The 24,421-nt window shown below is 63.7% G+C and carries 29 protein-coding genes; 17 read left to right on the forward strand and 12 right to left on the reverse strand.

What is annotated here, in order from left to right; translation table 11 throughout:
• Nucleotides 1-25 precede the first annotated feature (25 nt).
• On the reverse strand, nucleotides 26-1,546 hold the full coding sequence (locus tag VVT58_RS15190) for a fumarate hydratase (protein WP_066560121.1): 1,521 nt from the start codon (nucleotides 1,544-1,546) through the stop codon (nucleotides 26-28).
• Nucleotides 1,547-1,695: 149 nt separating this feature from the next.
• Entirely contained in the window at nucleotides 1,696-2,349 is a 654-nt protein-coding gene (locus tag VVT58_RS15195; RefSeq protein WP_327752971.1) for a glutathione S-transferase family protein, read from the reverse strand.
• Nucleotides 2,350-2,874: 525 nt separating this feature from the next.
• On the opposite strand from VVT58_RS15195, the gene VVT58_RS15200 reads away from it, so the two are divergent.
• The 5 genes from VVT58_RS15200 (at nucleotide 2,875) to VVT58_RS15220 (ending at nucleotide 7,241) form a co-directional block, all read left to right on the forward strand.
• Nucleotides 2,875-4,827 carry a ribonucleoside-diphosphate reductase subunit alpha gene (locus tag VVT58_RS15200; protein WP_087576013.1) on the forward strand — a complete coding sequence of 651 codons (1,953 nt, stop codon included), beginning with the start codon at nucleotides 2,875-2,877 and terminating at the stop codon, nucleotides 4,825-4,827.
• A 44-nt stretch (nucleotides 4,828-4,871) separates the two neighbouring features.
• Entirely contained in the window at nucleotides 4,872-5,018 is a 147-nt protein-coding gene (locus tag VVT58_RS15205) for a hypothetical protein (RefSeq protein ID WP_176392493.1), read from the forward strand.
• A 45-nt stretch (nucleotides 5,019-5,063) separates the two neighbouring features.
• A complete protein-coding gene (locus VVT58_RS15210) occupies nucleotides 5,064-6,119 on the forward strand; it encodes a ribonucleotide-diphosphate reductase subunit beta (RefSeq protein ID WP_066560112.1) in 1,056 nt (351 codons plus the stop codon).
• Between the two features lie 330 nt (nucleotides 6,120-6,449).
• Nucleotides 6,450-6,644, forward strand: a complete 195-nt coding sequence (locus VVT58_RS15215) for a hypothetical protein (protein ID WP_327752970.1) — start codon at nucleotides 6,450-6,452, stop codon at nucleotides 6,642-6,644.
• Nucleotides 6,645-6,740: 96 nt separating this feature from the next.
• Nucleotides 6,741-7,241, forward strand: coding sequence for a glycine zipper 2TM domain-containing protein (locus VVT58_RS15220; RefSeq protein WP_066560109.1), 501 nt, complete (start codon nucleotides 6,741-6,743; stop codon nucleotides 7,239-7,241).
• Between the two features lie 36 nt (nucleotides 7,242-7,277).
• On the opposite strand, the gene VVT58_RS15225 is transcribed toward VVT58_RS15220, so the two are convergent.
• Nucleotides 7,278-7,856 carry a thermonuclease family protein gene (locus VVT58_RS15225; RefSeq protein ID WP_327752969.1) on the reverse strand — a complete coding sequence of 193 codons (579 nt, stop codon included), beginning with the start codon at nucleotides 7,854-7,856 and terminating at the stop codon, nucleotides 7,278-7,280.
• Between the two features lie 116 nt (nucleotides 7,857-7,972).
• Here VVT58_RS15225 and VVT58_RS15230 point away from each other — a divergent pair, with 116 nt between their 5' ends.
• Nucleotides 7,973-8,362: a globin gene (locus VVT58_RS15230; RefSeq protein WP_327752968.1), complete on the forward strand. Its 390-nt coding sequence runs from the start codon at nucleotides 7,973-7,975 to the stop codon at nucleotides 8,360-8,362.
• An 18-nt stretch (nucleotides 8,363-8,380) separates the two neighbouring features.
• On the opposite strand, the gene VVT58_RS15235 is transcribed toward VVT58_RS15230, so the two are convergent.
• On the reverse strand, nucleotides 8,381-8,686 hold the full coding sequence (locus tag VVT58_RS15235) for a hypothetical protein (protein ID WP_087576030.1): 306 nt from the start codon (nucleotides 8,684-8,686) through the stop codon (nucleotides 8,381-8,383).
• A 147-nt stretch (nucleotides 8,687-8,833) separates the two neighbouring features.
• On the opposite strand from VVT58_RS15235, the gene VVT58_RS15240 reads away from it, so the two are divergent.
• The 5 genes from VVT58_RS15240 to VVT58_RS15260 are packed head-to-tail and all read left to right on the forward strand — an operon-like array spanning nucleotide 8,834 to nucleotide 11,773.
• Nucleotides 8,834-9,214 carry a RidA family protein gene (locus tag VVT58_RS15240; protein WP_066560102.1) on the forward strand — a complete coding sequence of 127 codons (381 nt, stop codon included), beginning with the start codon at nucleotides 8,834-8,836 and terminating at the stop codon, nucleotides 9,212-9,214.
• A 5-nt stretch (nucleotides 9,215-9,219) separates the two neighbouring features.
• Complete coding sequence (locus VVT58_RS15245) at nucleotides 9,220-9,576, forward strand: ArsC family reductase (protein ID WP_066560099.1); 357 nt, start codon at nucleotides 9,220-9,222, stop codon at nucleotides 9,574-9,576.
• Nucleotides 9,573-10,613, forward strand: a complete 1,041-nt coding sequence (locus tag VVT58_RS15250) for a glycerophosphodiester phosphodiesterase (protein ID WP_327752966.1) — start codon at nucleotides 9,573-9,575, stop codon at nucleotides 10,611-10,613. Before VVT58_RS15245 ends, VVT58_RS15250 begins: the two co-directional genes overlap by 4 nt.
• A gap of 39 nt (nucleotides 10,614-10,652) precedes the next feature.
• Nucleotides 10,653-11,078: an Rrf2 family transcriptional regulator gene (locus VVT58_RS15255; RefSeq protein ID WP_066560091.1), complete on the forward strand. Its 426-nt coding sequence runs from the start codon at nucleotides 10,653-10,655 to the stop codon at nucleotides 11,076-11,078.
• A gap of 38 nt (nucleotides 11,079-11,116) precedes the next feature.
• Nucleotides 11,117-11,773, forward strand: coding sequence for an MBL fold metallo-hydrolase (locus VVT58_RS15260; RefSeq protein ID WP_327752965.1), 657 nt, complete (start codon nucleotides 11,117-11,119; stop codon nucleotides 11,771-11,773).
• A gap of 2 nt (nucleotides 11,774-11,775) precedes the next feature.
• On the opposite strand, the gene VVT58_RS15265 is transcribed toward VVT58_RS15260, so the two are convergent.
• Entirely contained in the window at nucleotides 11,776-12,207 is a 432-nt protein-coding gene (locus VVT58_RS15265) for an MAPEG family protein (protein WP_087576027.1), read from the reverse strand.
• Between the two features lie 207 nt (nucleotides 12,208-12,414).
• Between VVT58_RS15265 and rpmF the strand changes: the two genes are divergently transcribed.
• The 5 genes from rpmF (at nucleotide 12,415) to VVT58_RS15290 (ending at nucleotide 15,822) form a co-directional block, all read left to right on the forward strand.
• Entirely contained in the window at nucleotides 12,415-12,594 is a 180-nt protein-coding gene (gene rpmF / locus VVT58_RS15270) for a 50S ribosomal protein L32 (protein WP_066560085.1), read from the forward strand.
• A 68-nt stretch (nucleotides 12,595-12,662) separates the two neighbouring features.
• Nucleotides 12,663-13,688, forward strand: coding sequence for a phosphate acyltransferase PlsX (gene plsX, locus VVT58_RS15275; protein WP_066560084.1), 1,026 nt, complete (start codon nucleotides 12,663-12,665; stop codon nucleotides 13,686-13,688).
• Nucleotides 13,685-14,653: a beta-ketoacyl-ACP synthase III gene (locus tag VVT58_RS15280; protein ID WP_087576026.1), complete on the forward strand. Its 969-nt coding sequence runs from the start codon at nucleotides 13,685-13,687 to the stop codon at nucleotides 14,651-14,653. Before plsX ends, VVT58_RS15280 begins: the two co-directional genes overlap by 4 nt.
• A gap of 314 nt (nucleotides 14,654-14,967) precedes the next feature.
• Nucleotides 14,968-15,264, forward strand: a complete 297-nt coding sequence (ihfA, locus tag VVT58_RS15285) for an integration host factor subunit alpha (RefSeq protein ID WP_087575301.1) — start codon at nucleotides 14,968-14,970, stop codon at nucleotides 15,262-15,264.
• 198 nt (nucleotides 15,265-15,462) lie between these two features.
• Entirely contained in the window at nucleotides 15,463-15,822 is a 360-nt protein-coding gene (locus VVT58_RS15290; protein WP_327753000.1) for a MerR family transcriptional regulator, read from the forward strand.
• A 6-nt stretch (nucleotides 15,823-15,828) separates the two neighbouring features.
• Here the strand turns inward: VVT58_RS15290 and VVT58_RS15295 are convergent, their stop codons facing one another.
• Genes VVT58_RS15295 through VVT58_RS15310 form a run of 4 tightly spaced genes read right to left on the reverse strand, consistent with a single transcriptional unit; the run spans nucleotide 15,829 to nucleotide 20,056 of the window.
• Entirely contained in the window at nucleotides 15,829-16,350 is a 522-nt protein-coding gene (locus VVT58_RS15295; RefSeq protein ID WP_327752999.1) for a GNAT family N-acetyltransferase, read from the reverse strand.
• 7 nt (nucleotides 16,351-16,357) lie between these two features.
• Complete coding sequence (locus tag VVT58_RS15300) at nucleotides 16,358-16,900, reverse strand: histidine phosphatase family protein (protein WP_327752963.1); 543 nt, start codon at nucleotides 16,898-16,900, stop codon at nucleotides 16,358-16,360.
• Nucleotides 16,897-19,647 (reverse strand): ATP-dependent DNA helicase, encoded by a 2,751-nt coding sequence (locus VVT58_RS15305; protein WP_327752962.1) that lies wholly within the window; start codon nucleotides 19,645-19,647, stop codon nucleotides 16,897-16,899. Before VVT58_RS15305 ends, VVT58_RS15300 begins: the two co-directional genes overlap by 4 nt.
• Before the next feature lie 52 nt (nucleotides 19,648-19,699).
• Entirely contained in the window at nucleotides 19,700-20,056 is a 357-nt protein-coding gene (locus VVT58_RS15310) for a PilZ domain-containing protein (protein WP_327752961.1), read from the reverse strand.
• A gap of 206 nt (nucleotides 20,057-20,262) precedes the next feature.
• Between VVT58_RS15310 and VVT58_RS15315 the strand changes: the two genes are divergently transcribed.
• Complete coding sequence (locus tag VVT58_RS15315) at nucleotides 20,263-21,843, forward strand: lysine--tRNA ligase (protein WP_327752960.1); 1,581 nt, start codon at nucleotides 20,263-20,265, stop codon at nucleotides 21,841-21,843.
• Between the two features lie 223 nt (nucleotides 21,844-22,066).
• On the opposite strand, the gene VVT58_RS15320 is transcribed toward VVT58_RS15315, so the two are convergent.
• The 3 genes from VVT58_RS15320 to VVT58_RS15330 form a co-directional block, all read right to left on the reverse strand.
• Nucleotides 22,067-22,537, reverse strand: a complete 471-nt coding sequence (locus VVT58_RS15320) for an RcnB family protein (RefSeq protein WP_327752959.1) — start codon at nucleotides 22,535-22,537, stop codon at nucleotides 22,067-22,069.
• Nucleotides 22,538-22,715: 178 nt separating this feature from the next.
• The gene (locus tag VVT58_RS15325; RefSeq protein WP_327752958.1) at nucleotides 22,716-23,393 is read right to left on the reverse strand and encodes a 2OG-Fe(II) oxygenase; all 678 of its coding nucleotides are present in this window, start codon (nucleotides 23,391-23,393) and stop codon (nucleotides 22,716-22,718) included.
• Nucleotides 23,394-23,506: 113 nt separating this feature from the next.
• A complete protein-coding gene (locus VVT58_RS15330) occupies nucleotides 23,507-24,397 on the reverse strand; it encodes an RcnB family protein (protein WP_327752957.1) in 891 nt (296 codons plus the stop codon).
• Nucleotides 24,398-24,421 lie beyond the last annotated feature (24 nt).

Consider the following 24,421-nt stretch of genomic DNA (forward strand, 5'->3'; position numbering starts at 1 on the left):
TTGTCCAAATGAAGGAAAGAGACGCTTACGCGCCTTCGAGCAGATGTTCCTTCCGGATTTTTTCCTGCCACACCAGCGGGGCGAGGCGGTGGACATTCTGGCCTTCGCTATCGACCGCGACGGTGACGGGCATGTCCTGCACATCGAACTCGTAGATCGCTTCCATGCCCAGATCCTCGAAGCCGACCACCTTGGCCGCCTTGATGGCGCGGGCCACCAGATAGGCCGCGCCGCCGACCGCCATGAGGTAGGCGCTCTTATGCTTGGCGATCGAATCCGTCGCCGCCGGACCGCGCTCGGCCTTGCCGACGCAGGCGGCCAAGCCCTGTTCCAGCATCATGTCCATGAACTTGTCCATTCGGGTCGCGGTCGTCGGACCGGCCGGACCAACCACTTCGTCGCGCACCGGATCGACCGGGCCGACATAGTAGATCACGCGGCCCTTGAAATCGACCGGAAGCTCCTCGCCGCGGGCCAGCATGTCCTGGATACGCTTGTGCGCCGCGTCGCGCCCGGTCAGCATCTTGCCGTTCAGCAACAGTCGGTCGCCATGTTTCCAGCTCTGCACCACTTCGGGCGTCAGCGTGTCGAGATCGACGCGGATCGCTTCCTTGCTGGGCTTCCAATCGACCTGCGGCCATTCGCTGATCTTCGGCGCCTCCAGATAGGCTGGACCCGAACCGTCCAGCGTGAAATGCGCGTGACGCGTCGCGGCGCAGTTCGGGATCATCGCCACCGGCTTGCCCGCCGCATGGCAGGGATAGTCATAGATTTTGACATCCAGGATGGTCGAAAGCCCGCCCAGACCCTGCGCGCCGATGCCCAGCGCATTGACCTTGTCGAAAATCTCGATCCGCAGCTTCTCAATCTCGTTCTGCGGCCCGCGTGCTTTCAGTTCACCCATGTCGATGGGCTCCATCAGCGATTCCTTGGCCAGCGCCACGGCCTTTTCCGCGGTGCCGCCAATGCCGATGCCCAGCATGCCGGGCGGGCACCAGCCCGCGCCCATTTGCGGGATCATTTCCAGCACCCAGTCGACGATGGAGTCGCTCGGGTTCATCATCTTGAACTTGGTCTTGTTCTCGGAGCCGCCGCCCTTGGCCGCGACGTCCACGATCACCTTGTTGCCCGGCACCAGTTCGACATTCAGCACGCAGGGCGTGTTGTCCTTCGTATTGACGCGGCTGAACGCGGGATCCTTCAGGATCGAGGCGCGCAGGCGGTTTTCCGGGTTGAGATAGGCCTTGCGCACGCCTTCATCGACCACGTCCTGCATCGAGCGGCTGTTGTCGTCCAGGCGGCAGTCCATGCCCCATTTGATGAAGACGTTGACGATGCCGGTGTCCTGGCAGATCGGGCGGTGCCCTTCGGCGCACATGCGGCTGTTGGTCAGGATCTGGGCGATGGCGTCCTTGGCCGCCGGATTGGCTTCGGCGTCATAGGCTTTGCCCAGCGCGCGAATATAATCCATCGGATGATAATAGCTGATGAACTGGAGCGCATCGGCAACGCTCTCGATCAGATCGGCGGTCTTGATGACGGTCATCTACCCTGGTCCCTACTCTAAGGCCCGCCTCTGCACGGCGGGTCCATGCAGGGCAGCGGCTAGTAGGGAATCGCGCGCGAGTCCAGTGGCGGCACAAAGCCGAGCGCCGGGGAGGGCGTTTCCCGCCATGCCCCGCGCGCCTGGCGGGTCTAAGCCCCCTCATCCGCGAACGGGAACATATGCCACCACGGCTCCTTCTCCCGCAGCACCCGCGCAAAGCTCTCCCGCGCCTCCAGCCGCTCCAGATAGGCGCCCAGCCCCGGAAAGCCGCCCCGCATCGGCTCGATCTTGTCCGCATAGAATAGCGCCGGCGCCGCCGCGCAATCGGCCAGCGTGAAGTCGTCCCCCGCCGCCCATCGCCGCCCCGCCATCCGCGCTTCCAACAGCGCATAGGCCTTGCCCAGCATCCGCCGCGCCTCTCCCACGGCATAGGCATCGCGCGCCACCCCTTCGGGCCGAATCTTGTCCCCGACGATCGCCTGCACCGGCGTCATCACATAATTGTCGAACAGCCGGTCCATCAGCCGCACCTCCAGCGCGGCGTCGGCATCGTCGGGAATCGGGCGGAACGGCCCCGGACGATGCTGCCCCAGATATTCGACGATGATGCTGGTCTCCGCGATCGTCCGGTCCCGCGACTCATCGCGCAGCACGGGGAATTTCCCCAGCGGCCACAGCGCCAGCCAGGCTTCCGCGACAGCCGGGTCTTCCAGCATGCGCGGTTCGAACGCCGCGCCACTCTCGTAAAGGGCGATCAGCACCTTCCAGCAATAGGAGGAGAGGGGGTGGTAATAGAGAATCATGTCGGCTCCTCTCCTGGGGCGGAAAACACCCCCTTCATTGATCTGGATCGGCTTTTCGCAGCGCCTTCACACTATATCTTGTCATGCCACGGTCACGAAACGCCATGGGTCGTAGCACCGCTTTCGCGCATTTCCGTGGCAAGCCAAATTTATTTTACAATCGAAATTGTCCCTCTTGCCTTTTGGCAAGCCAAGGAAAGTCCATGCGTCGCTGCGTTGCGACGTGCCGAACCGTCGATGAAATGAGTCGGGGCGGCGACGAACCGAGTCCCCGAATTGTCATTTACCCCCTTGAAAGGAAATGAAGCTGTGGCACTATCCCTTGTATCAGGTTAACGGGGGTTACCCAACAGATTGTGATCGTGCCTGCCGGGCTGGTTCCCGGAGGGAGGGTATTTTTGCCCTTGCGATTGCGCTTGCTGGCCCCATTTCCGTGCCTGACCGGGTCGAAAATGCTAAGTTGCTTCGGCCCGGCCGACAGCGGCTTGACCGAATCGAACGAAACAGGAACATTCGGGGGCTGGTATGGATTTTCGAGACAGCGAACAGGTGAGTGCAAGCGACGTGGCAACCGTGATTGACGAAGTGGTCGAAACCGTGGCGGAAAAGAAGAAGGTAGCGCCGACCCCCAAGGCCGATGCCGTTTCCAGCTCGTCCCCCATGTCTTCGTCCAGCGTGCTGGAGCGCCGTTTCCATGTCACGACCGACGCCAGCCGCGACGCGCTGCTGACCGACTTCGGCAAGGACACGCTCCAGGACCGCTATCTGCTGCCCGGCGAAAGCTATCAGGATCTCTTCGCCCGGGTCGCCGCCGCCTATGCGGATGATGCAGACCATGCCCAGCGCGTCTATGACTATATTTCGCGCCTCTGGTTCATGCCCGCCACGCCCGTCCTGTCGAACGGCGGCACGGGTCGGGGTCTGCCGATCAGCTGCTATCTGAACTCGGTGGACGACAGCCTGGAAGGCATCGTCAACACCTGGAACGAGAATGTCTGGCTCGCCTCGCGCGGCGGCGGCATCGGCACCTATTGGGGCAATGTGCGCGGCATTGGCGAGCCGGTCGGCCTCAACGGCAAGACCAGCGGCATCATCCCCTTCGTCCGCGTGATGGACAGCCTCACCCTCGCGATCAGCCAGGGCAGCCTGCGCCGCGGTTCGGCCGCCTGCTATCTCGACGTCTCCCACCCGGAGATCGAGGAGTTCCTCGAAATCCGCAAGACGTCCGGCGACTTCAACCGCAAGGCGTTGAACCTGCACCATGGCGTGCTGCTGACCGACGAGTTCATGGAAGCGGTCCGCGACGGCACCGAATTCAATCTGCGCAGTCCCAAGGACCAGTCGGTACGCGGCAGCGTCAACGCCCGCGCCCTGTTCCAGAAGCTGGTCGAGGTCCGCCTCGCCACCGGCGAGCCCTATATCGTCTTCAACGACACCGTGAACCGCATGATGCCCAAGCATCACCGCGATCTGGGCCTCAAGGTGTCGACGTCGAACCTTTGCTCCGAAATCACTTTGCCGACGGGTCGCGACCATATCGGCAATGACCGCACGGCAGTCTGCTGCCTTTCTTCGCTCAATCTCGAAACCTGGGATGAGTGGAAGGACGACAAGCAGTTTGTCGAGGATGTCATGCGCTTCCTCGACAATGTGCTGCAGGACTATATCGACCGCGCGCCGCCGGAAATGGCGCGGGCGAAATATAGTGCGAGCCGTGAACGGTCAGTGGGCCTGGGGGTGATGGGGTTCCACTCATTCCTCCAGGCCCGGGGACTTCCGTTTGAAGGCGCGATGGCCAAGAGCTGGAACCTGCGCATCTTCAAGCATATCAGCGAAAAGGCCGCCGAAGCCTCGATGCAGCTCGCGGTCGAGCGCGGTCCGTGCCCGGACGCCGCCGACATGGGTGTGATGGAGCGCTTCTCCTGCAAGATGGCGATCGCGCCCACCGCGTCGATCTCCATCATCTGCGGCGGCACCAGCGCCTGTATCGAGCCGATCCCGGCGAACATCTACACCCACAAGACGCTGTCGGGCAGCTTCGCGATCAAGAACCCCTATCTCGAAAAGCTGCTGGTCGAAAAGGCGAAGGACAGCACGGCCGTCTGGAACTCGATCCTCGAAAAGGGCGGCAGCGTCCAGCATCTCGACTTCCTCAGCCAGGAAGAGAAGGACACGTTCAAGACCAGTTTCGAGATCGATCAGCGCTGGCTGCTCGAACTGGCCGCCGACCGCACGCCCTTCATCGATCAGGCGCAGTCGCTGAACCTGTTCATCCCGGCGGATGTGGAAAAATGGGATCTGCTCATGCTCCACTACCGGGCATGGGAACTGGGCATCAAGTCGCTCTATTATCTGCGCTCCAAGTCGGTGCAGCGCGCCGGCTTTGCAGGAGGGGTCGAAGCGGACAACACCATCGACGCCCCGAAATTCGAAATTGGCGAGACCACCGACTATGACGAGTGCCTCGCCTGCCAGTGATTTCGCTCAAGGTAGACTTCGGCCGAGTTTGTGGAGTATTTTGCATGGCGAAAGATGAAAAGACTTCTTCGAAAGTGGCGTCGATTGCCGCGAAGGGCTTGAAAGACCCGAAGAGTTTGTCGCCCAAAGAAATTAAATCGATTGCAGGTGCTGCGCTCACGCAAGCACCTGATAAACCAAAAAAGAAATAGCCCTCTTCAACAGGTAGAGGCACTGCGTTAGATCAGGAATTACCCATGCCACTTCTTCAAGCCAGCAAGGTCTACAAGCCCTTCGAATATCCCTGGGCCTATGAATTCTGGAAGCGCCAGCAGCAGCTCCACTGGCTGCCGGAGGAAGTGCCGCTGGGCGAGGATTGCCGCGACTGGGCGCAGAAATTGAGCGACCATGAGCGCAATCTGCTGACCCAGATCTTCCGCTTCTTCACCCAGGCCGACGTGGAAGTGCAGGACTGCTACCACGAAAAATATGGCCGCGTGTTCAAGCCGACCGAAATCAAGATGATGCTGACTGCTTTCAGCAACATGGAGACGGTCCATATCGCCGCTTACTCGCACCTGCTCGACACCATCGGCATGCCCGAGAGCGAATATAGCGCCTTCATGCAGTATAAGGAGATGAAGGACAAACACGACTATCTCCAGCAGTTCGGCGTCGACACGGACGAGGACATCGCCAAGACGCTCGCCATGTTCGGCGGCTTTACGGAGGGCTTGCAGCTCTTCGCCAGCTTCGCGATGCTGATGAACTTCCCGCGCTTCAACAAGATGAAGGGCATGGGCCAGATCGTCACCTGGTCGGTCCGCGACGAGACGCTGCACTGCGAAGGCATCATCCGTCTGTTCCACGCCTTCGTGAAGGAACGCGATTGCCTGACCGCGTCGGTCAAGGACGACATCATGGACATGTGCCAGAAGACGGTGCGGATCGAGGATGCGTTCGTCGATCTCGTCTTCGAAATGGGCCCGGTCCCCGGCATGACGCCCAAGGACATCAAGAAATATGTCCGCTACATCGCTGACTGGCGCCTGGGGCAATTGGGTCTGAAGCCAATCTACATGATCGACGAGCATCCGCTCCCCTGGCTGACCCCGCTGCTGAACGGCGTCGAGCATGCCAATTTCTTCGAAACCCGCGCGACGGAATATTCGAAGGGCGCCACGCGCGGCCAGTGGAACGATGTGTGGGATGCGTTCGACCGCCGCAGCAAACTCAAGAGCGGCACCGCCGCCAACGCCGATGAAGCTGGCGACCCGGATATGTTCAAGGCAGCGGGGATCGCGGCGGAGTAAGGCATTCAAGGCTAGAGCGTTTTCTAAGCAGATAGAAACGGCAGTTCGGCGAAGCCAATCATCTGCTGACTCGGAAAACGCGGCAAAACAAAGGTCTAGAGCAGCCGATCCGATGCAATCGGGTCGGATTCTGCTCTAGGAGCGCCATCGTAGCGATGTAATGGATCGGGACCGTTACATCGCTTGCGATTACCCGGATTGCGGTAACAAAGGTGCGCTGTCAGGCGATGATGCGTCCCGGAGGATGGGATGCATTCGGCTCAAATGTGATCGAGCCAGGTAACTCTTTATTATTCGCAATATTATTCGCAATTGCCTAACCTCCCGCTCATGTTCGGCGTCCGTCTCTCCTCCCTCTTCACCAGCCGCTGGATGGCGGTGCTTTGGGCGGTGCTTGTAATCCTGACGGCGATCCAGTTCGTGGGCACTTCCGACAAGGACGATAGCAGCGCGACCGCCGGCACCGTCACCGATCGGCAGAAGGGCGCAATCGACAGCCTTTCTGATTGCCGGCCCGAAAACTGACGGCCACATGAACACAATGTTTTGTTCCGTTCATGCAACGTTTATCCGCTTTCGGATGTTGTGCTCCCATCGACTAATCAGCCAAGGGAGCCAGAGATGAAGTTCACCCTGAAAGCCGCTTTTGCCGCCTTGTCGCTCGGCGCCGTGACGCTGAGCGCAGCCCCTGCCGCCGCCGACCCGCCGCCCTGGGCCGGGCATGGCAAGGGCCATGGCCGCGATGACTGGAAGCATGGCGGACGGCATGACAATGGCCGTCACGAAGGCTGGCGCCGCCCGAGCGGGGTCGTCTACAGCTATGACTGGAACCGTCCGGACCCGCGCTATGGCCGCTATTATCGCCCGGACCGCTATTATCGCGATGGCTACGAGCCGATCCGCGTGACCCGCAGCACCCGCATCTATCGCGGCTATGACGATCGCTATTATTGCCGCCGCTCGGACGGCACCACTGGCCTGATCGTCGGCGCGGCGCTGGGCGGCCTGCTCGGCGGTCAGCTCGACCGTGGACGCTCGAACACCGCTGGCGTCATCATCGGCGCAGGCGCAGGCGCGCTGCTCGGTCGCGAAATCGACCGGGGCAGCCTGAACTGCCGCTGAGAATCCGATGGGGGAGGCTTGTCCTCCCCCCGGCCTTCAGCACCAGGGATGCCGCGCGCCATCCCATTCCCGCGCCAGTCCTTCGGCCACCAGCGTCTCGCCAAGCGACTCCCCGCCCCGCGTCACCACCCGCAACGCCCGCCCATAGCGGTCCGTCTCCCGATCCCCGCTCTCCAGCGAGAAGGGGCCGGCATTCATCAATTGCTGCAACCGCTGCGTCGCCCGCGCGCCCAAGGCCGCTTCCCCGGCACAGCGTGGATCATGGGTTTCGGGCGCGTCGATATCCATCACCCGCACCTTCTCCCCGTGGAACCAGAACGTGTCGCCGTCGACGACGCAATTGGTTCCGCCGCCCGTGTGGCAAAATCCGAACCGCGCCGACAGGCTGTCGCCCACCGCCGGCGACGTGACCTGCTCCCACCGGCTGTTCTGAAAGCGCTGCATCATCTCGGGTCCGAACCAGCCCAGGCCGGCGCCGATCAGCACCCCGCCGATGACCAGCGGAGCCAGGGACGGCGCCTTCGCTTTCTTCCTTTGCAACCGCCCTCGGCTCGCCCGGCGCGCCTCCGCCAGCCACACCTCATCGCTGCGGCTCTTCCTCGATCTTCGGCTCATGACGCAGCCATAACGAAACTTGTTCGGTCCGTCTCGCGTCAAAACCTTCCGATTTGACCAGGATCAATGACCGCTCGGCCCCAGCCGCCACGCTGATCCTACCAGCAGGAGGCTCCATGACCACCCCTTATGCCCGCATCGGCGGCGAGCCAGCCGTGGCCGCCATCGCCAACCGCTTCTACGACCTGATCGAGCAGGATTCGGCCTATGCCGACCTCCGCGCCATCCATGCGGCGGATCTGAACGCCGTGCGCCACGGCCTCACCCGGTTCCTGGCGGGCTGGGCGGGCGGGCCCCGCGACTGGTTCGAGCGCGGCCAATGCATCATGTCGCTGCACCGCGCCTTTCCGATCACGTCGGTGCTGGCGGATCAATGGGCCACCGCCATGACCCGCGCGATCGAGACGCAACCCGGCCTCGATCCGGACCTCGCCGGGGCCATGGCAGAGGCGCTCAGCCATATGGCACGGGGCATGATCAACCTGTCCTTGAACCAGGACGCGTAATCAGCCAATGCGCAGCGCCTAATCCTCATCCTCGGTCGGACCGAGGCTGTCTTCCTCATCATCCATCTGCGGTTCCCCGGCAAAGGCGTCATTGTCGATCCGGCCCGACCGGTTCATCTCCTCCATCTTCTCGACCAGATCGGGCGTATCGTCCGGCAGGATCTGCGCCGGATTGGGCCGCCCGCCGCGTTCGCTATCCTCCGCCCGATCGGTCGAGCGCGTCCGCGCCTCCTCGGCCACATCCTGGGCCTGCGAACCCGCTTCGGCCTGCTCGCTATTCTCTTCGCCGCTGTCGGGGAAAGGGGTGTTGTCGGGTCGGTCCATGGCCTGTCTCCTTCCCCGCTTCAACGGCCAGCGGTCCGCGCCGTTCCCTTCCGGCAAAAGGCGCTGGACAGTATCCTGCGAACGGGGCAAGAGCCGCCACGATCCTTTCCGCCCCATTTCTCCCAGGTCTGCACAAAGGGAATCCCCATGCCCCGCCAGCTCATTTCCTCCGGCTCGCCTTTCGAGGCGCAGGTTGGCTATTCGCGCGCCGTCGTTCAGGGCGACTGGTGCTTCGTCGCCGGAACAACCGGCACCGATCCGGAGACCAAGGCCATGCCCGAATCCGTTGTGGATCAGGGCCGGAACGCGCTGAAGGTCATCGGCAAGGCGCTGGAAGAAGCCGGCTTCTCCTTTGCGGACGTGGTGCGCGTGACCTATTATATCACCGACCCCGCTTATTGGGACGAGCTGGGCCAGGCGACCGCACCGATTTTCGGTGAGATTCGCCCCGCCGCAAGCTGCATCGTCACCGGCCTTATCAAGCCGGAGATGAAGATCGAGATCGAAGTCACCGCCTTCAAAGGATAAGTCCCATGCTGACCATGTACGGCATCAAGAATTGCGACACGATCAAGAAGGCGCGCAATTTCCTCGACAATAGCGGCAAGCCCTACAGCTTCCACGATTACAAGGTGTCGGGCGTCGACGAGACGGCGCTGCGCGGCTGGGTCGAGGAACATGGGTGGGAAACCATCCTCAACCGTTCCGGCACGACCTTCAAGGCATTGGATGCCGGCGACAAGGCCCATATCGACGCGGACAAGGCGGTGCTGCTGATGATGAGCAACCCCTCGATGATCAAGCGCCCGATCCTGGATCTGGGCGACCGCACCGTCGTCGGCTTCAAGGCGACCACCTATGAGGACGCTCTGGAGCGCGTGAAGGCATGATTTTCGGGAGGATGCTCCGCACAGCCGCCATCCTCCTCCTCGCTCTTTTGACGGCGGCGCCCGTGATGGCCGAACCCTTCATCATCGCCCATCGCGGCGCCAGCGGCGAGCGGCCCGAACATACGCTCGCCGCTTATGAACGCGCGATCGACCAGGGCGCCGACTATATCGAGCCCGATCTGGTGCTGACCCGCGACGGCGTTCTCGTCGCCCGGCATGAAAATGAGATAAGCGGCACCACCGACGTCGCGGATCATCCTGAATTCGCCGCTCGCAAGACCAGCAAGACGATCGATGGTCAGCCCATAACCGGCTGGTTCACCGAGGATTTCACCCTCGCGGAACTGCGCACGCTGCGCGCCCGCGAACGGTTGCCGCAGCTTCGTGCCGCCAACAGCCGCTTCAACGATCTCTATCCGATCCCGACCTTCGAGGAGATATTGAAGCTGGTCCGCGCCAAGGAAGCGGAAACCGGCCGCCGCATCGGCCTCTATCCCGAAACCAAGCATCCCAGCTATTTCGCCGGAATCGGCCTGGCCCATCAGGCGCCGCTGCTCGCGCTGCTCAGCCAATATGGCTATCAGACGGAGGCCGATCCGGTCTTCATCCAATCTTTCGAGGTCGGCAATCTGAAGGCTCTGCGCGCCGTGTCCCGCCTGCGCCTGATCCAGCTTGTCGAGGGCGAGGGCGGCCCCGCCGATGCGCCGGGCACGACCTATGCCGACATGATGACGACGCAGGGGCTGAAGCAGATCGCGGATTATGCTGACGGCATCGGTCCGGCGACCGCCATGGTGTTGGCGCCCGAAGGCCCGACGGGGCTGGTCGGGCGCGCCCATGATGCGGGACTGCAAGTCCATGTCTGGACGCTGCGCATGGAAAACAGCTTCCTGCCCGCCGCCTTCCAGCGCGCCGACGATCCGCAGGGCAGGGGGGACTTTGCAGGCTATGTCCAGGCGGTTGCCCGCACGGGCGTGGACGCCATGTTCAGCGATTTTCCCAAACAAGCGCGTGAAGCGCTGAATCCCGCGCCCTGATGGCTTGTCAAATCTTCGGCGGAAGCGAATAACAGCCCCATGCTTTCGCAGAAGACCCGTTACGCCATCCGTGCCCTCCAGCATCTCGCAGACCGCTACCGGCAAGGCCCGGTGCCCCTGAACGAGATCGCCACGCGCCAGAATATTCCGTCCAAATTCCTGACGGTGATCCTGTCGGAACTGGCGCGGGAAGGGCTGGTCGCGACCCAGCGGGGGCGCGACGGGGGCTATTGGCTGGCGCTGGCGCCGGTCGACATCAGCTATGGCGACATCGTCCGGCTGACGCGGGGTTCGCTGGCGCTTACGCCCTGCGCCAGCCGTTTCGCGCATGAGACGTGCACCAATTGCCTGCCCGAATCGGAATGCCGGTTGCATAGGGTGATGCTTCGCGTGCGCGATGAAACGGCCAAGGTGTTGGACAGCATCAGCCTGGCGGAACCCTTCGCCACGGAGAATGTGGGCTAAACCTTGCGCCCGGCGCGCAGCTTCGCCACATCAGCGGCATGACGACTCCGCCCCTGAAAGCCGCCCTGATTCCCGTGACGCCGCTCCAGCAGAATTGCACGCTCTTCTGGTGCACGGCGACCAATCGCGGCGCCTTCGTCGATCCGGGCGGCGACCTGCCGGTGCTGAAAAAGGCGGCGGAGCAGCATGGCGTCACCATCGAGAAGATCCTCGTCACCCATGGCCATATCGACCATTGCGGCCAGGCGGGTATCCTTGCCCGCGAATTGGGCGTGCCGATCGAAGGGCCGCATGAAGCCGACCGTTTCTGGATCGACCGCCTGGGCGAAGACGGTCAGAAATATGGCATCAATGGTGAAAGCTTCGAACCCGATCGCTGGCTCCACGACGGCGATCAGGTGACGGTCGGCAATCTGACGCTCGACGTTTATCACTGCCCCGGCCACACGCCGGGCCATGTCGTCTTCCACCACGCCCCCAGCAAGCTTGCCATCGTGGGTGACGTGCTGTTCCAGGGTTCGATCGGCCGAACCGACTTTCCGTTGGGCAACCATCAGGATCTGATCGACGCGATCACCGGCAAGCTCTGGCCCTTGGGCGGCGACACGGCGTTCGTTCCCGGCCACGGCCCGATGAGCAACTTCGCCCATGAACGCCGCACCAATCCCTTCGTCGCGGATTCCGTTCTGGCCTGATTCTACCGGATCATGGCCATGGCGGGCGGCGCAGGCACCTCCCGCGTCGCTCCATAGGCGACATACAGCGCCGCCACCGCCATCCCGACCATCACCACCCAGGTCAGCAGCGCCCCGCCTGCGCGCCAAACAGTTGGTTTCTCCGCGTCCATCCCAAAGGCATGGGCGATTCGCGCCAACACCAGCGCCAGCGCCGCGCCCCAGAGCCACATCGACGCCCCGATCGCCAGTTCCACCAGTCCGAAGAGAATCAGCGTCACCGGCACATATTCGATGAAATTGGCATGGGCCCGCATCCGCTTGGCCAACAGCGCGCTGCCGCCGTCGCCATGCAGCACCTGGTCGGAAATCCGGATTCGCGCGCAGCGAACCCCCAGCCACATGTTGAGCAGCGCGCAGGCGGCGGCCAGCGTCAGTGTGATCGGCAGCAACATCGGATTTCCCCCGCATTATCGTGACGCGGCCAGAATAGGGCGACAGGATGCCGGGGCAAGAAGGACTTGCGCATGGGCCAAAAAGCGCTATAGGCGCAGGGCTTCGCGATCATCCGGGCCGCATGGGTCTGCGGCGCCGTTGGCGTCCGCATCCAGACGGAACTGGCCAGTCGCACTAAACGATCAATTACGGAATAAGGTGCCGACATGGCTGTCCCCAAGAGGAAAACGTCCCCCTCCCGTCGCGGCATGCGCCGCAGCCACGATTCGCTGCGCGTCGAAGCGTTCCAGGAATGCTCGAACTGCGGCGAACTGAAGCGCCCGCACAATCTGTGCGACGCCTGCGGCCACTATAACGGCCGCGAAGTCCTCGCCGTCGGGGCCTGACGCTTAAGAATTTCTCCTGAAAAGGGTGCGTTAACTTGTCCAGCCAACCGCGAATCGCAATCGACGCGATGGGCGGGGATGAAGGCGTACGCGTGATGATGGCGGGCGCAGCGCTCGCCCGTCACCGTCACGAAGGGCTGCGCTTCACCCTTTTCGGAGACGAAGCGCGGATCAAGTCCGCGCTCGACCATCATCCCAATCTGCGCGCCGCGTCGGAAATCGTCCACGCAGCCGACGTCGTGGATTCGGGCGACAAGCCCAGCGTCGCCATCCGCAAGAAGACCAGCTCGATGAGCATGGCCATCGCGGCGGTGAAGGCGGGGACATGCGGCGCGGCCGTTTCGGCCGGCAATACCGGCGCGCTGATGGCGATGGCGAAGCTCGCCCTGCGCACCATGAAGGGCGTTGACCGCCCCGCGCTCGCCGCCATGCTGCCGACCCTGGGCGACAATGACGTGGTCATGCTGGACCTGGGTGCCAACACCGAATGCGACGCGCGCAATCTCGTCCAGTTCGCGGTGATGGGCGCGGCCTATGCCCGCATCGCGCTCGACCTTGAGCGGCCCCGCGTGCGTCTGATGAATATCGGCACCGAGGAGATGAAGGGCACGGAGGAAATCCGCGACGCCGCCGCGATCCTGCGCGCCGCGACCAGCCTGCCGCTATCCTTCGAAGGCTTCACTGAAGGCGACAAGATCGGCCGGGGCGATGTCGACGTGATCGTGTCGGACGGCTTTTCCGGCAATGTCGCATTGAAGACGGCGGAGGGCACGGCCCGTTTCGTGACCGACCTGTTGCGCACCGCCTTCACCAGTTCTATCCGCTCCAAGCTCGGTTTCCTGATCTCGAAGCCGGCGATGCATCTGCTGCGGCATCATCTCGACCCCAACAACCATAATGGCGCCGTCTTCCTTGGCCTCAATGGCGTGGTGGTGAAGAGCCATGGCAGCGCCAATGACAAGGGCGTCGCCAACGCCGTCCATGTCGCCGCGCGGCTGCTGGAGGAAGACATCACCCGGCGTATCGCCGCCGACATGCACGGGATCGAGGGGCTGACCGCTCCCGCATCCAGGATGGAGCTGCCCGCAAAGTGATCCGCCGATCCGTTCTCCTGGGCACGGGTTCCGCCCTGCCCGTCCGCTCCGTCAGCAATGCCGAATTGGCGCAGACCGTGGACACGAGCGACGAATGGATCGTCGAGCGCACTGGTATCCGCAATCGCTATATTGCGGGCGAGGGCGAAACCACTGCGACTCTGGCCACCGACGCCGCCAAGGCCGCCCTGGAAGCCGCCGGTCTCAGCGCGCAGGATATCGACCTGATCATCCTCGCCACGGCCACGCCCGACCAGACCTTCCCTGCCTCCGCTACGATCGTTCAGGCGGCGCTCGGCATCAATGATTGCGTGGCTTTCGACGTGGCTGCGGTCTGCTCGGGCTTCCTCTACGCCGTCACGGTGGCCGACAGCATGATCTGCTCCGGCGCGGCGCGGAATGCGATCGTGATCGGCTCGGAAACCTTCAGCCGCATCCTCGATTGGGAAGACCGGACCACCTGCGTCCTCTTCGGTGACGGCGCGGGTGCGGTCGTGTTGGGCGTGGAGGAAAGCGCCGACGGCAAGCGCGGCATCCTTGCTTCGAAGCTTCATGCCGATGGCCGCCATAACCAGCTCCTCTATGTCGACGGCGGCCCTTCGACCACGCAGACGGTCGGCAAGCTGCGCATGAAGGGGCAGGAAGTCTTCCGCCATGCCGTCACCAACCTCGCTTCGGTGCTGACCGAAGTGATGGAGGTCGCCGGCATGACCCCGGCCGAGATCGATTGGCTGGTCCCGCATCAGGCCAATGCCCGCATCCTCGACGCGACGGCGCGCAAGCTGAAGCTGGCGCCGGAAAAGGTGGTGATGACGGTCGATCAGCACGCCAACACCTCCGCCGCTTCGGTGCCCCTAGCGCTCGATCTCGCCATGCGCGACGGACGCATCCAGCCCGGCGATCTGCTGGTGCTGGAGGCGATGGGCGGCGGTTTCACGTGGGGCGCCTGCGTCCTGCGGGTGTAGGGCCGAATTTGGCCAATTGCTGCCTTCGCAGGAGCACGGTGTACTTCAAGGACAGCAGGCGGTCCGCCATCCACCCATTTTCACATCCCCGAACCAATCCACGTCATATCTTGACGGGTCGTTCCCGCCCAAAATCGTTTCCGCTTTCCCCCGGAACGCTCCAAGTCCCGTTCCGGGACCGCTATATCGCCAATTTTTCACGGTTTTTTAAGGATTTCGGCTGTGCATCATCTTGCCGAATCATGCAGAAGCGCGCACATTGTCAAATGATCACCCGCATTTAGGCTCGACGGGTGTCAAGGTGGGGAAGTGCGATGAGCGGTACAGGGACTCTGACGCGCGCGGATCTTGCGGAGAGCGTGAACCGTCATATTGGCCTCTCGCGGGCGGAAGCGGCAACCTTAATCGAATCCATATTGGAGCATATGTCCGCCGCGCTCGAACGCGGGGAAAATGTGAAGATCTCCAGCTTCGGCACTTTCGTCCTGCGCGACAAGACGCAGCGCATGGGCCGCAACCCCAAGACGGGCGTCGAAGTGCCGATCGAACCGCGCCGGGTGCTGACCTTCCGCGCCAGCCAGACGATGCGGGATCGGGTCGCCTCGGTCTGAGGCGCTCAAGCATCGCGCGCAAAAGCCTGTCCTGAACTTGTCGAAGGGCGGGAACCGGTTTTGCGCCTGAAATGATGCAAAAATCAAAAACAAGAGCGCGCTGCAGCAGATTTGGTGCAGCGCGCTCCGAACGATCGCCAAAATAGCCATTTTCCCGAAGGTTGACCTTGGCGCCGCTAAGGGTGCAACATCATGACCATGGAAAAGGCAGAGGGCGCATTTCTGACGATCAGTGAGCTGGCGAGCGAACTCGATCTCCCGCAGCATATCTTGCGCTATTGGGAAACGCGTTTCACCCAGCTTCGACCGCTTCAGCGTTCGGGCAATCGCCGCTATTACCGGCCCGCTGATGTGGCGCTGGTGCGGCGGATCAATCATCTGCTGAATGTCGAGGGCTTCACTGTGCGTGGCGCGCAAAAGGCGCTGGCCGATGGCAGCGGCGATCCGCTTCCGGCATCGGTGGCGCCTGTGAAAAATGGCGAATCGAGACCTGGAGCTGATCTGCTTCCCCGGCTCGAAGCCATTCGTGCGGCATTGGCCAAGGCTATTGGCGAATAGCTGTCGTCATTCCAGCGGCGCTGCAAAGATCAGATCCCGAAACGGCACGTCGCCTACCATGAAGACCGTCTCGCCCACTTCGGTGAAACCATGCCGCGCATAGAAGCGCTGAGCCTGCTCATTGCGCTCATAGACCGCCAGCAATAATCGCTTCGCGCCCCGGCTCCGCGCTTCCTCCATCACCAGCGCCATCAGCCTGGCGCCATTGCCTCCACCCTGCCAGCTGGAGAGCAGATAGATGCGCTTGAGTTCAAGATCGCCCTCCCGCGTCTCGATGGACAGCGCAGGCGGCGTCAGCAGGGCATAGCCGACAGGGGCGCCCAGCGGCGTTTCTCCGATCAGTAGTAGCTGGTTGCGATCGGCCAGCGCGGCCGCATAATAGGCTTCCCCGTGCGCGCTGCGGATATGGGCGATCAGCGCGTCGCCCGGATGATCATGGGCGAAGCTGGCGAGGAAGGTCGCCCCGCCCAGTAGCGATAGCGCCGCCGCATCTTGCGCCTCCGCCCGTCGCCAGAGGATCGGCGTCACATGCCCCTCAGCGCGATCCCGGCCCCAAAGCCGGATCAAGGTCGCGTGGACGGGTGAAGCTGGCAAGGCTCGCGATATTGGGTTTCACCTCGCTCCAATGGTCGATGGGCAGATCCATGACCGCGATCGAGGCGGTGGGGAATTTCACCTCCACATCCTCGCGCAGCGGGCTGGCGCCATTGTCGGGGACGAGATCGAGGATCAATTCCTCCAGCCCCGGATTATGACCCGACATCAGCACGCTGTCGGCGCTGTCGGGCAGGTCGCGGATCACGTCGAACAGGGTGGGGGTGGAGGCCAGATAAATGCGCCGGTCCCAATGCGGATCGACCACCTCACCATAGCTGGTGAAGAAGCTGTTCAGCGTTTCCACCACCCGTACCGCAGGGGATGCGACCACCATGTCGAACCGGATGCCGCGCGCCTTGGCGAATTCGCCCATCACCAGCGCGGCCTTTTCGCCGCGACGGTTCAAAGGCCGGTCGAAGTCCCGCGCAACCGGATCGTCCCAATCGGACTTGGCGTGACGGAACAGGATCAACCGCTTCATTTTTGCTCCAGGTCGTGGGTGCCGGATTCGAGTCCCTGAAGCCCTAGCGCTGCATCGCCGCCAAGGCCAGCGCGGGAATGGCCGCTGACCGATATGATGGCTTCGTCCAGCGTCAGGCGGCGGATCGGCGTGCCGGGCGGAAAGGCGCTGAGCAGCCGGCTGGGCATGGCGGCGGAGAGGATGACGAAGCTTCCCCGGTCCTCCGCCCGCCGGATCAGCCGGCCGAAGGCCTGCGCCATCCGCGCCCGGATCAGCCGGTCGTCATAGGCGCTGCCGCCTCCGGCCAGCTTGCGCGCGGCATGCAGCACGGTCGGCTTCGACCAGGGCACGCCCTCCATCACTACCAGCCGCAACGAATGGCCCGGCACGTCCACCCCGTCGCGCAAGGCATCGGTGCCCAGCAGCGACGCGCGCGGGTCGTCGCGGAAAATATCGATCAGCGTCCCCGTATCGATCGGGTCGACATGCTGGGCGTAGAGCGGCAGTCCCGCCCGCGCCAGCCGGTCCGCGATCCGCGCATGGACGGCGCGCAGCCGTCGGATCGCGGTGAACAGGCCCAAAGTTCCACCGCCCGCCGCCTCGATCAGTCGCGCATAAGCACCCGACAGCGCGGCAATGTCGCCGCGCTTGATGTCGGTGACGATCAGCACTTCCGACCGCTCCGGATAGTCGAAGGGGCTGCTCGCCTCGAACTGGTCGGCGCCACGCGGCAAATGGCTCGCCCCGCTGCGGCTTGTCGCATTGTCCCAGTCGCCGCCGCCCTTCAACGTGGCGGAGGTGATCAGCACCCCCTGCGCCGGTTTCAGCACCGCCTGCGCCAGCGGCCGGGTCGGGTCCAGCCAGTGGCGGTGGATGCCGATGTCGAATTCCCGTCCTTCGATCCTTTCGACCGCCAGCCAGTCGACATAATCCGCGTCCGCCGGGCCGCCGATCCGCGCCAGCAGCGCTAGCCAGGCCGTCACCAGATCGCGCCGCCAGCCCAGGGAGGCGATCGCCCCTTCGACCCGCGCCCGCGCCGCGCCGTCCAGCCAATCGGGCGCATCCTCGATCACGGCCTCCATCCGCTTGCCCAGATGGGTGAGGGGGCGCAGCAGCGCATCCAGCGCCCGCGCCGCCTCCTGCGCCGCCTCGACGAGCGCGCCGTCCGGTTCGGCCAGCTCGGTTTCCAGCCCATAGCCCGCATCGGCCTCGCCCGTATCGGCGGCCCGCGCATAGACCGTGCCCCGCACCGCCGCGAGCAGTTCCTCGACCGGCCCGAACGGCTCGCCCGCGACGATGCGCTTCAGCCACTCATCGGCGGGGAGTGCCCGCGCCGCCTCCGCCGCCGCCCGGATCGCTTCGCCGCCCTGCTCGTCATAGCTGGCGAGGTCTGACAGCCGCGCCGCGAGGCCGCGCCGCCGCCCGCGCGAATTGCCCTCCGGCCCCATCACCCAGCGGCGCAGCTCGATCGCCTCCTGCCCTGACAGGGCAACGGAAAAGGTCGAATCCGCCGCGTCGAACAGATGATGGCCTTCGTCGAACACGATGCGCTGCGGCGCCTGTCCCGTCTCGCGCCCCCGCGCCGCGTTGATCATCACCAGCGCATGATTGGCGATCACGATATCCGCGTCGGCCGAGGCCCGCGCCGATCGCTCGATGAAGCATTTGCGGTAATGCGGACAGCCCGCATAGATGCACTCGCCGCGCCGGTCGGTCAGCGCGGTGGAACCGTTGCGCCGGAACAAAGTCGGCAGCCAGCCCGGCAGGTCGCCGCCGATCATGTCGCCATCCTTGGTGAAGGCCGCCCAGCGCGCCACCAGTTGCGCCAATATCGCCGCGCGCCCGGAAAAGCCGCCTTGCAGCGCATCCTCAAGGTTCAGCAGGCAGAGATAATTTTCCCGCCCCTTGCGCACCACCACCCGCTTCGCGGCCACGGCGGGATCGGGAAAGAGGCGCAAGGATTCCCGGTCCAATTGCCGCTGCAACGCCTTGGTATAGGTGGAAATCCACACCGTCCCCTGCGCTTCCCCGGCCCAGAGCGAGGCGGGGGCGAGATAGCCTAATGTCTTGCCGATCCCCGTCCCGGCCTCCGCCAGCAGCATATTGGGCTGGTCGCGATGCGCCTTGGGCCGGAAGACGTCCGCCGCCGCCGCCGCATAGGCGCGCTGGCCGGGCCGCGCTTCGGCGCCCGCGCCGGTCAATTGCTCCAGCCGCGCCACCACTGCGTCGGATTGCAGCGAAACCGAGCGGGGGGCGGGGCGGGGCGGAACCTCCTCCCATTCCGGAAGCTTGGAAAAGAGCCAGCGCTCCGCCTCCTTCGGCTGAGCGATGCGGGGCGCCACCAGCGGCGCCCAGGGCCAGCGCAGCCGATGCAGCGATTGCGCCGCCGTCCAGCCGCCCTCGCGCTCGGTCCATGAGGGGGATTCCAGCGTTGCCAGCAAGGCGCTGGTCGCAGCCTGCAACAATGCGGGTATATCCGATTCACGCGCCGGACGGGGCAGGTTCAGCGCTTCGGCCAGCCCCTTGGGCGTTGGCACTAGAAAGCGCGCCGGATGGATGAAGGCCCACAGTTCCAGCAGATCGAGGCCGTTCAGATCGGGATAGCCCAGCCGCTGCCCGGTCAGCGGCGCATTCAGCAGCAGCGTCGGCGTCTCGGCCGTTCGCGCGATCGCGGCGCCCTTGGCGACGGCCTGCGTCTCGGTGCCTTCCCTGAGCCAGATGCCGCCATGACTGGCGTGAAGGGCGGGCAGGGCGGCGGGATCGATCACCCATATCGCTTAGGCGAACGGGAACAAAAGGGAAACCTGAAAAACGGGCGATTCAGCCGAACCGCCGTCCGAATCCACCCGCAGGGCGCGCGCCCAAGGTCCGGGGTTGAAAGGCCGTCGGCGCGAGCCGTGCCGACCGCGCAATCTCCAGCCGGTCGAACAGCGGCCCGTCGGCCAGTTCATAGGGGAAGCGGATGCCCATCCGGTCTTCTTCCGACCATTGCACCGTCGCGAAGACGACATGGCCGTCATAATCGATCTGGCACTGGCTGCGCACCGGCAGGCCGCAGCCCGCTATCTGGGCGCCGCCTTCGCTCAAATCGATGATCGTTCCTTCCAGGCTGTCGAGTACCGTGGTCACGATGACGGGAATATCGACGGTTATTCTGTGACGGCTGCGCGGCTGCATAGTCCCTCCTGAGCCCCCTAAGCTCGTGATAAATATGCATCATCAGGGTTAATCAAAGTTAAAGACGGCCGCCCGAAACCCGCCATTCGTCTCCACTTTGGCACTGAAAATCGTTCCCTTTCGTCCATAGCGGATGCTTTGGCCTTCGCATTTTACGAATTGCCAGATGTTTCCATCTGACTGGAAAATGCTTAGGGGAGCGCATCATGACCGTGTCCGAACTTCTCCGCACCGCCGCGCAGGCGTCCAAGGCCTGGCCCTATGAGGAAGCCCGCAAGCTTCTGAAACGCTATCAGAACGGCGCGCCCGAAAAGGGCTATGTCCTGTTCGAAACCGGCTACGGCCCCTCGGGCTTGCCGCATATCGGCACGTTCAACGAGGTATTGCGCACCACCATGGTCCGCAACGCCTATCATGCGCTGTCGGACATCCCGACCCGCCTGATCGCGTTCAGCGACGATATGGATGGCTTGCGCAAGGTGCCCGACAATGTGCCCAATCAGGCGATGCTGACGCAGCATCTGGGCAAGCCGTTGACGCAGGTGCCAGACCCGTTCGAGAAGTTCGAGAGCTTCGCGCATCACAACAACGCGATGCTGCGGGATTTTCTCGACCGCTTCGGCTTCGACTATGAGTTCGTTTCGGCCACAGAGCGTTACAAGTCCGGCGCTTTCGATGAGGCGCTCAAGAACGTCCTGCGCCATTATCAGGACATCATGGACATCATGCTGCCGACGTTGCGCAAGGAGCGGCAGGCGACCTATTCCCCTGTCCTGCCGATCAGCCCCAAGAGCGGTATCGTGCTTCAGGTGCCGGTCGAGGTGATCGACGCGGACAAGGGCGTCATCCGCTTCGAGGATGAGGGTGAGATTATCGAGCAGTCGATCCTCTCGGGCGGCGCGAAGTTGCAATGGAAGGTCGACTGGGCGATGCGCTGGGTGGCGCTGGGCGTCGATTATGAGATGGCGGGCAAGGATCTGATCGATTCGGTCACCCAGTCGTCGAAGATCTGCCGCGCTCTGGGCGCCCGTCCGCCCGAAGGCTTCAATTACGAGATGTTCCTCGACGAAAAGGGCGAGAAGATCTCCAAGTCCAAGGGCAACGGCCTCAGCCTGGAGCAATGGCTTACCTACGGCCCGCAGGAGAGCCTTGCCTTCTACGCCTATCGCGAGCCGAAAAAGGCCAAGCAGCTCCATATGGGCGTCATCCCGCGCGCGGTGGACGAATATTGGCAGTTCCGCGGCAACTATTCCAAGCAGGCGGTCGAGCAGCAGCTCGGCAACCCCGTCCATCACATTCATGACGGCCAACTGCCCGACGGTGAACTGCCGGTCACCTTCGGCCTGCTGCTCAATCTGGTCGGCGTGATGGGCGACGCCAGCCGCGAACAGGTTTGGGGCTATCTCCAGAATTATGTCGCGGACGCCAATGCGCAGACCTATCCGGAACTGGACGCGCTGATCGGCCATGCGCTCGCCTATCACCGCGATTTCGTCGCTCCGACGCTCAAGCGTCGCGCGCCCACCGAAAGCGAAGCCGCCGCGCTGCGCAAGCTCGACGAGGAACTGGCCGCGCTGCCCGGCAATGCCACGGCGGAGGATATCCAGAACATCGTCTATGCCATCGGCAAGGACGAGGCCTATGGCTTTGCCGAGCTGCGTGATTGGTTCAAAGCGCTCTACCAGACATTGCTGGGCGCCGACCAGGGGCCGCGCATGGGCAGCTTCATCGCGCTCTACGGCATCGGCAACAGCCGCCGCCTGATCGCGGAGGCGCTTGCCGCCTGAGCCGGTGACATGGCGGAACATTCTGCTGCCTCGGGCGTTTCGGCATATGGTCCACCCCCTTTCGGACTGATGGTGTGCCTGGCGCGCGCCATCGGCCGCGCCCGCCCGGAAACGAGCGGCGCGGCCAAGGGGGCTTCACAATGGACCGCACGCGCCATAGCGCAAAAAGAAACGGCCCCTAAGCTTAACCCAGGGGCCGTTTCGTCATTCAAGGCGGGTCGGCTTACCAGAAGAAGCCGCGATGCACTTCCATCACCCGGCCGGTCCGCACGTTGACCAGCAGCACGTCGTTATAATGCCTCACCCACTGCAGGTTCGCGCCGGCGCGGGGCAGGCGATAGCGATAGGGGTCGGAGATATAATAGCGCGAGTTGTAATAGCCCGGCCGGATCCGCGCACCGACCTCCCAGCGATTATAACGGAAGGGCGCCCGCCAGTTGCCGCCGCGATAAACGTCGCGGTGCGACCTGCGGTAATCGCGCCAATCCTCGCGCAGTTCCTGCCTTGCGTCGCGCACGTCCCGCCGTTCCTCGCGGACGTCGTGCCGGCTGCCGTAGCGCTGGGCGTCGCGCAGCTCTCGCTGTTCCTGACGCAGGTCGCGGGCGCTGTCGCGCACTTCGCCGCGGGACTGGGCCATGGCGGCGCCCGGCATGACCGTAGCGGCCATCAGGCCCAAGATAATCAATTTACGCATAGATTTTCTCCCATAGCCTGGCGGCTGAAATCCGGTGGGAAGGGGGTAACTGTTCCCCGGCCCGACAGGTTCCGCCGACCACGAAGAGAGATATGCACCCCGCCGGCTGAACGGGTTGGGAATGAAGTAGTCAGGAATCAGTCATTTATGTCGCAGTTTGTATCAGCGCCGGATCGCTTCAGGGCGTCCAGACCCGTTCGCGAAACCATTTGGTGACGACATATTTGCTGCCCTTTTCCACCGGGCGGGCGGCGTGCAGGCTGAAGCTGTTGGGCGATCCGTCCCGCTCCATATTGTTCCACATCAGCAGCATGCCCTGGACCGGCGGCACCATGAATTCGCAATGCGGGAAGTGCGTCTCTCCGCCCCCCTCGACCGGGGAGAGATAGATCATCGCCGTCCAGCTCCGTTGTCCGCCCGTCTTCAGCATCCTCGGCCAGTAATTGGCGGTCACCGGGAAATAGTCCCAATGGGCCTTATATTCCTGTCCCGGTTGGTAACGCTGGCCCTGCAACGTCTCGCCATGTTCGGGGGCGATGCCCATCAGCGCGCAGATGCGGTCGCTGACCGCGCTGACCAGCGGACTCCAGGGACTGAGATTGCAGCTCGCGCTGGTGCGGTAATCCGCGTTGGCGCTGCCGGAAAACAGGGCGGAGGGCTGCGCGCCCGCATCGATCAGCTCCCGCAGTCCGGCGCATTCCTCCGGGCTCAGAAATTCGTGCCGCCCATAGATTTCCAGGTGCGGCGCATCGATCCGGCTGACCATCGGGTTGCGGTCCAGCCGCGCCCGCACCGCTTCCCCGATCTGTGCGCGGACAATCGAGGCGACGCCGCCATCGTCAACAATCTCGCTCATGCCGCCTTCCTGCCACCGGCCCCCATGTCCACGCAAATGAAAAGGACCCGGAGCGCATGGCTCCGGGTCCAGTGGTTCCTGAAGGCCAGTCCAGGAGCGCTTGTCTTCCGGCGTTACCAGAAGAAATCGTGGATCACGTCGACCACATAGCCGTCGCGGATATCGACCAGCAGCGCATCGTCATAATAGCGGACCCAGCGCAGCGTGCCGTAAGCGGGCGGCAAGCGGTAAGAATAGGGATCGTCGATCCAGTAGCTGTTCGAATAGAGCAGGCTGTTCAGGAAGATCCCGATCGAATAGCGGGAATATCCGTAGCTCCATCCACGCGGCGCATAATAGCGCCCCATCCGGTAGCGATCGCCATAGCGCGAGCGATAGCTCGACCAGTCATAGCGCCGGTCGTTGCGCCAGCCGCTGTCCCAGCGCCGCTGTCCTTCCCAACGGTTGCGGTCATCGAAACGCCGTCCCGAATTCCAGCCCGGATTGCCGCCGTTCCAGCGCCGGTCGTCATTGCTCCACCGCCGGTCGTTGCGGTCGTCGCGCCGATCCCGGTCGCGCCAATCCCGATCCCGGCGATCATCGTCGCGCCGGTTGTCCTGCCAGCCCTGACGGTTGCGGTCGTTGCGGTCATCGCCGCGAACCGTCGTTTCGAAGCGGCGTTCGCCACGGTTCCAACGGGTTACCGTGTCCGGTCCGCGTTGTTCGGGACGTGCTTCATTGCCGCGCCACTGCCGGTCCGGTCGGGCCTGGGGCTGAGCCACCGGCGCGGGCCGTTCCGCCTGCCGCTGTTCCCAGCGCTGCGCCTGCTGTTGCCGCATCTCACCGCCGTCCTGACGTTGCGCCTGGCCATTGCCCTGACCGCCGCGCCCGCCATCGGGCCGTCCCGACCGTTCGCCGCCGCGTCCGCGCCAGCCGTTGTCATCGCCTCGCTGGGCGTAGGCCGGGGCGATCCCGCCCAGCACCGTCGCGGTCATCAACCCCGCCAGCATCATTTTCCTCAACATGCCATTAGCCTTCATTTTCACGGG

This window comes from Sphingobium sp. SJ10-10 (assembly GCF_036038995.2).
In the GTDB taxonomy this organism is placed as follows: domain Bacteria; phylum Pseudomonadota; class Alphaproteobacteria; order Sphingomonadales; family Sphingomonadaceae; genus Sphingobium.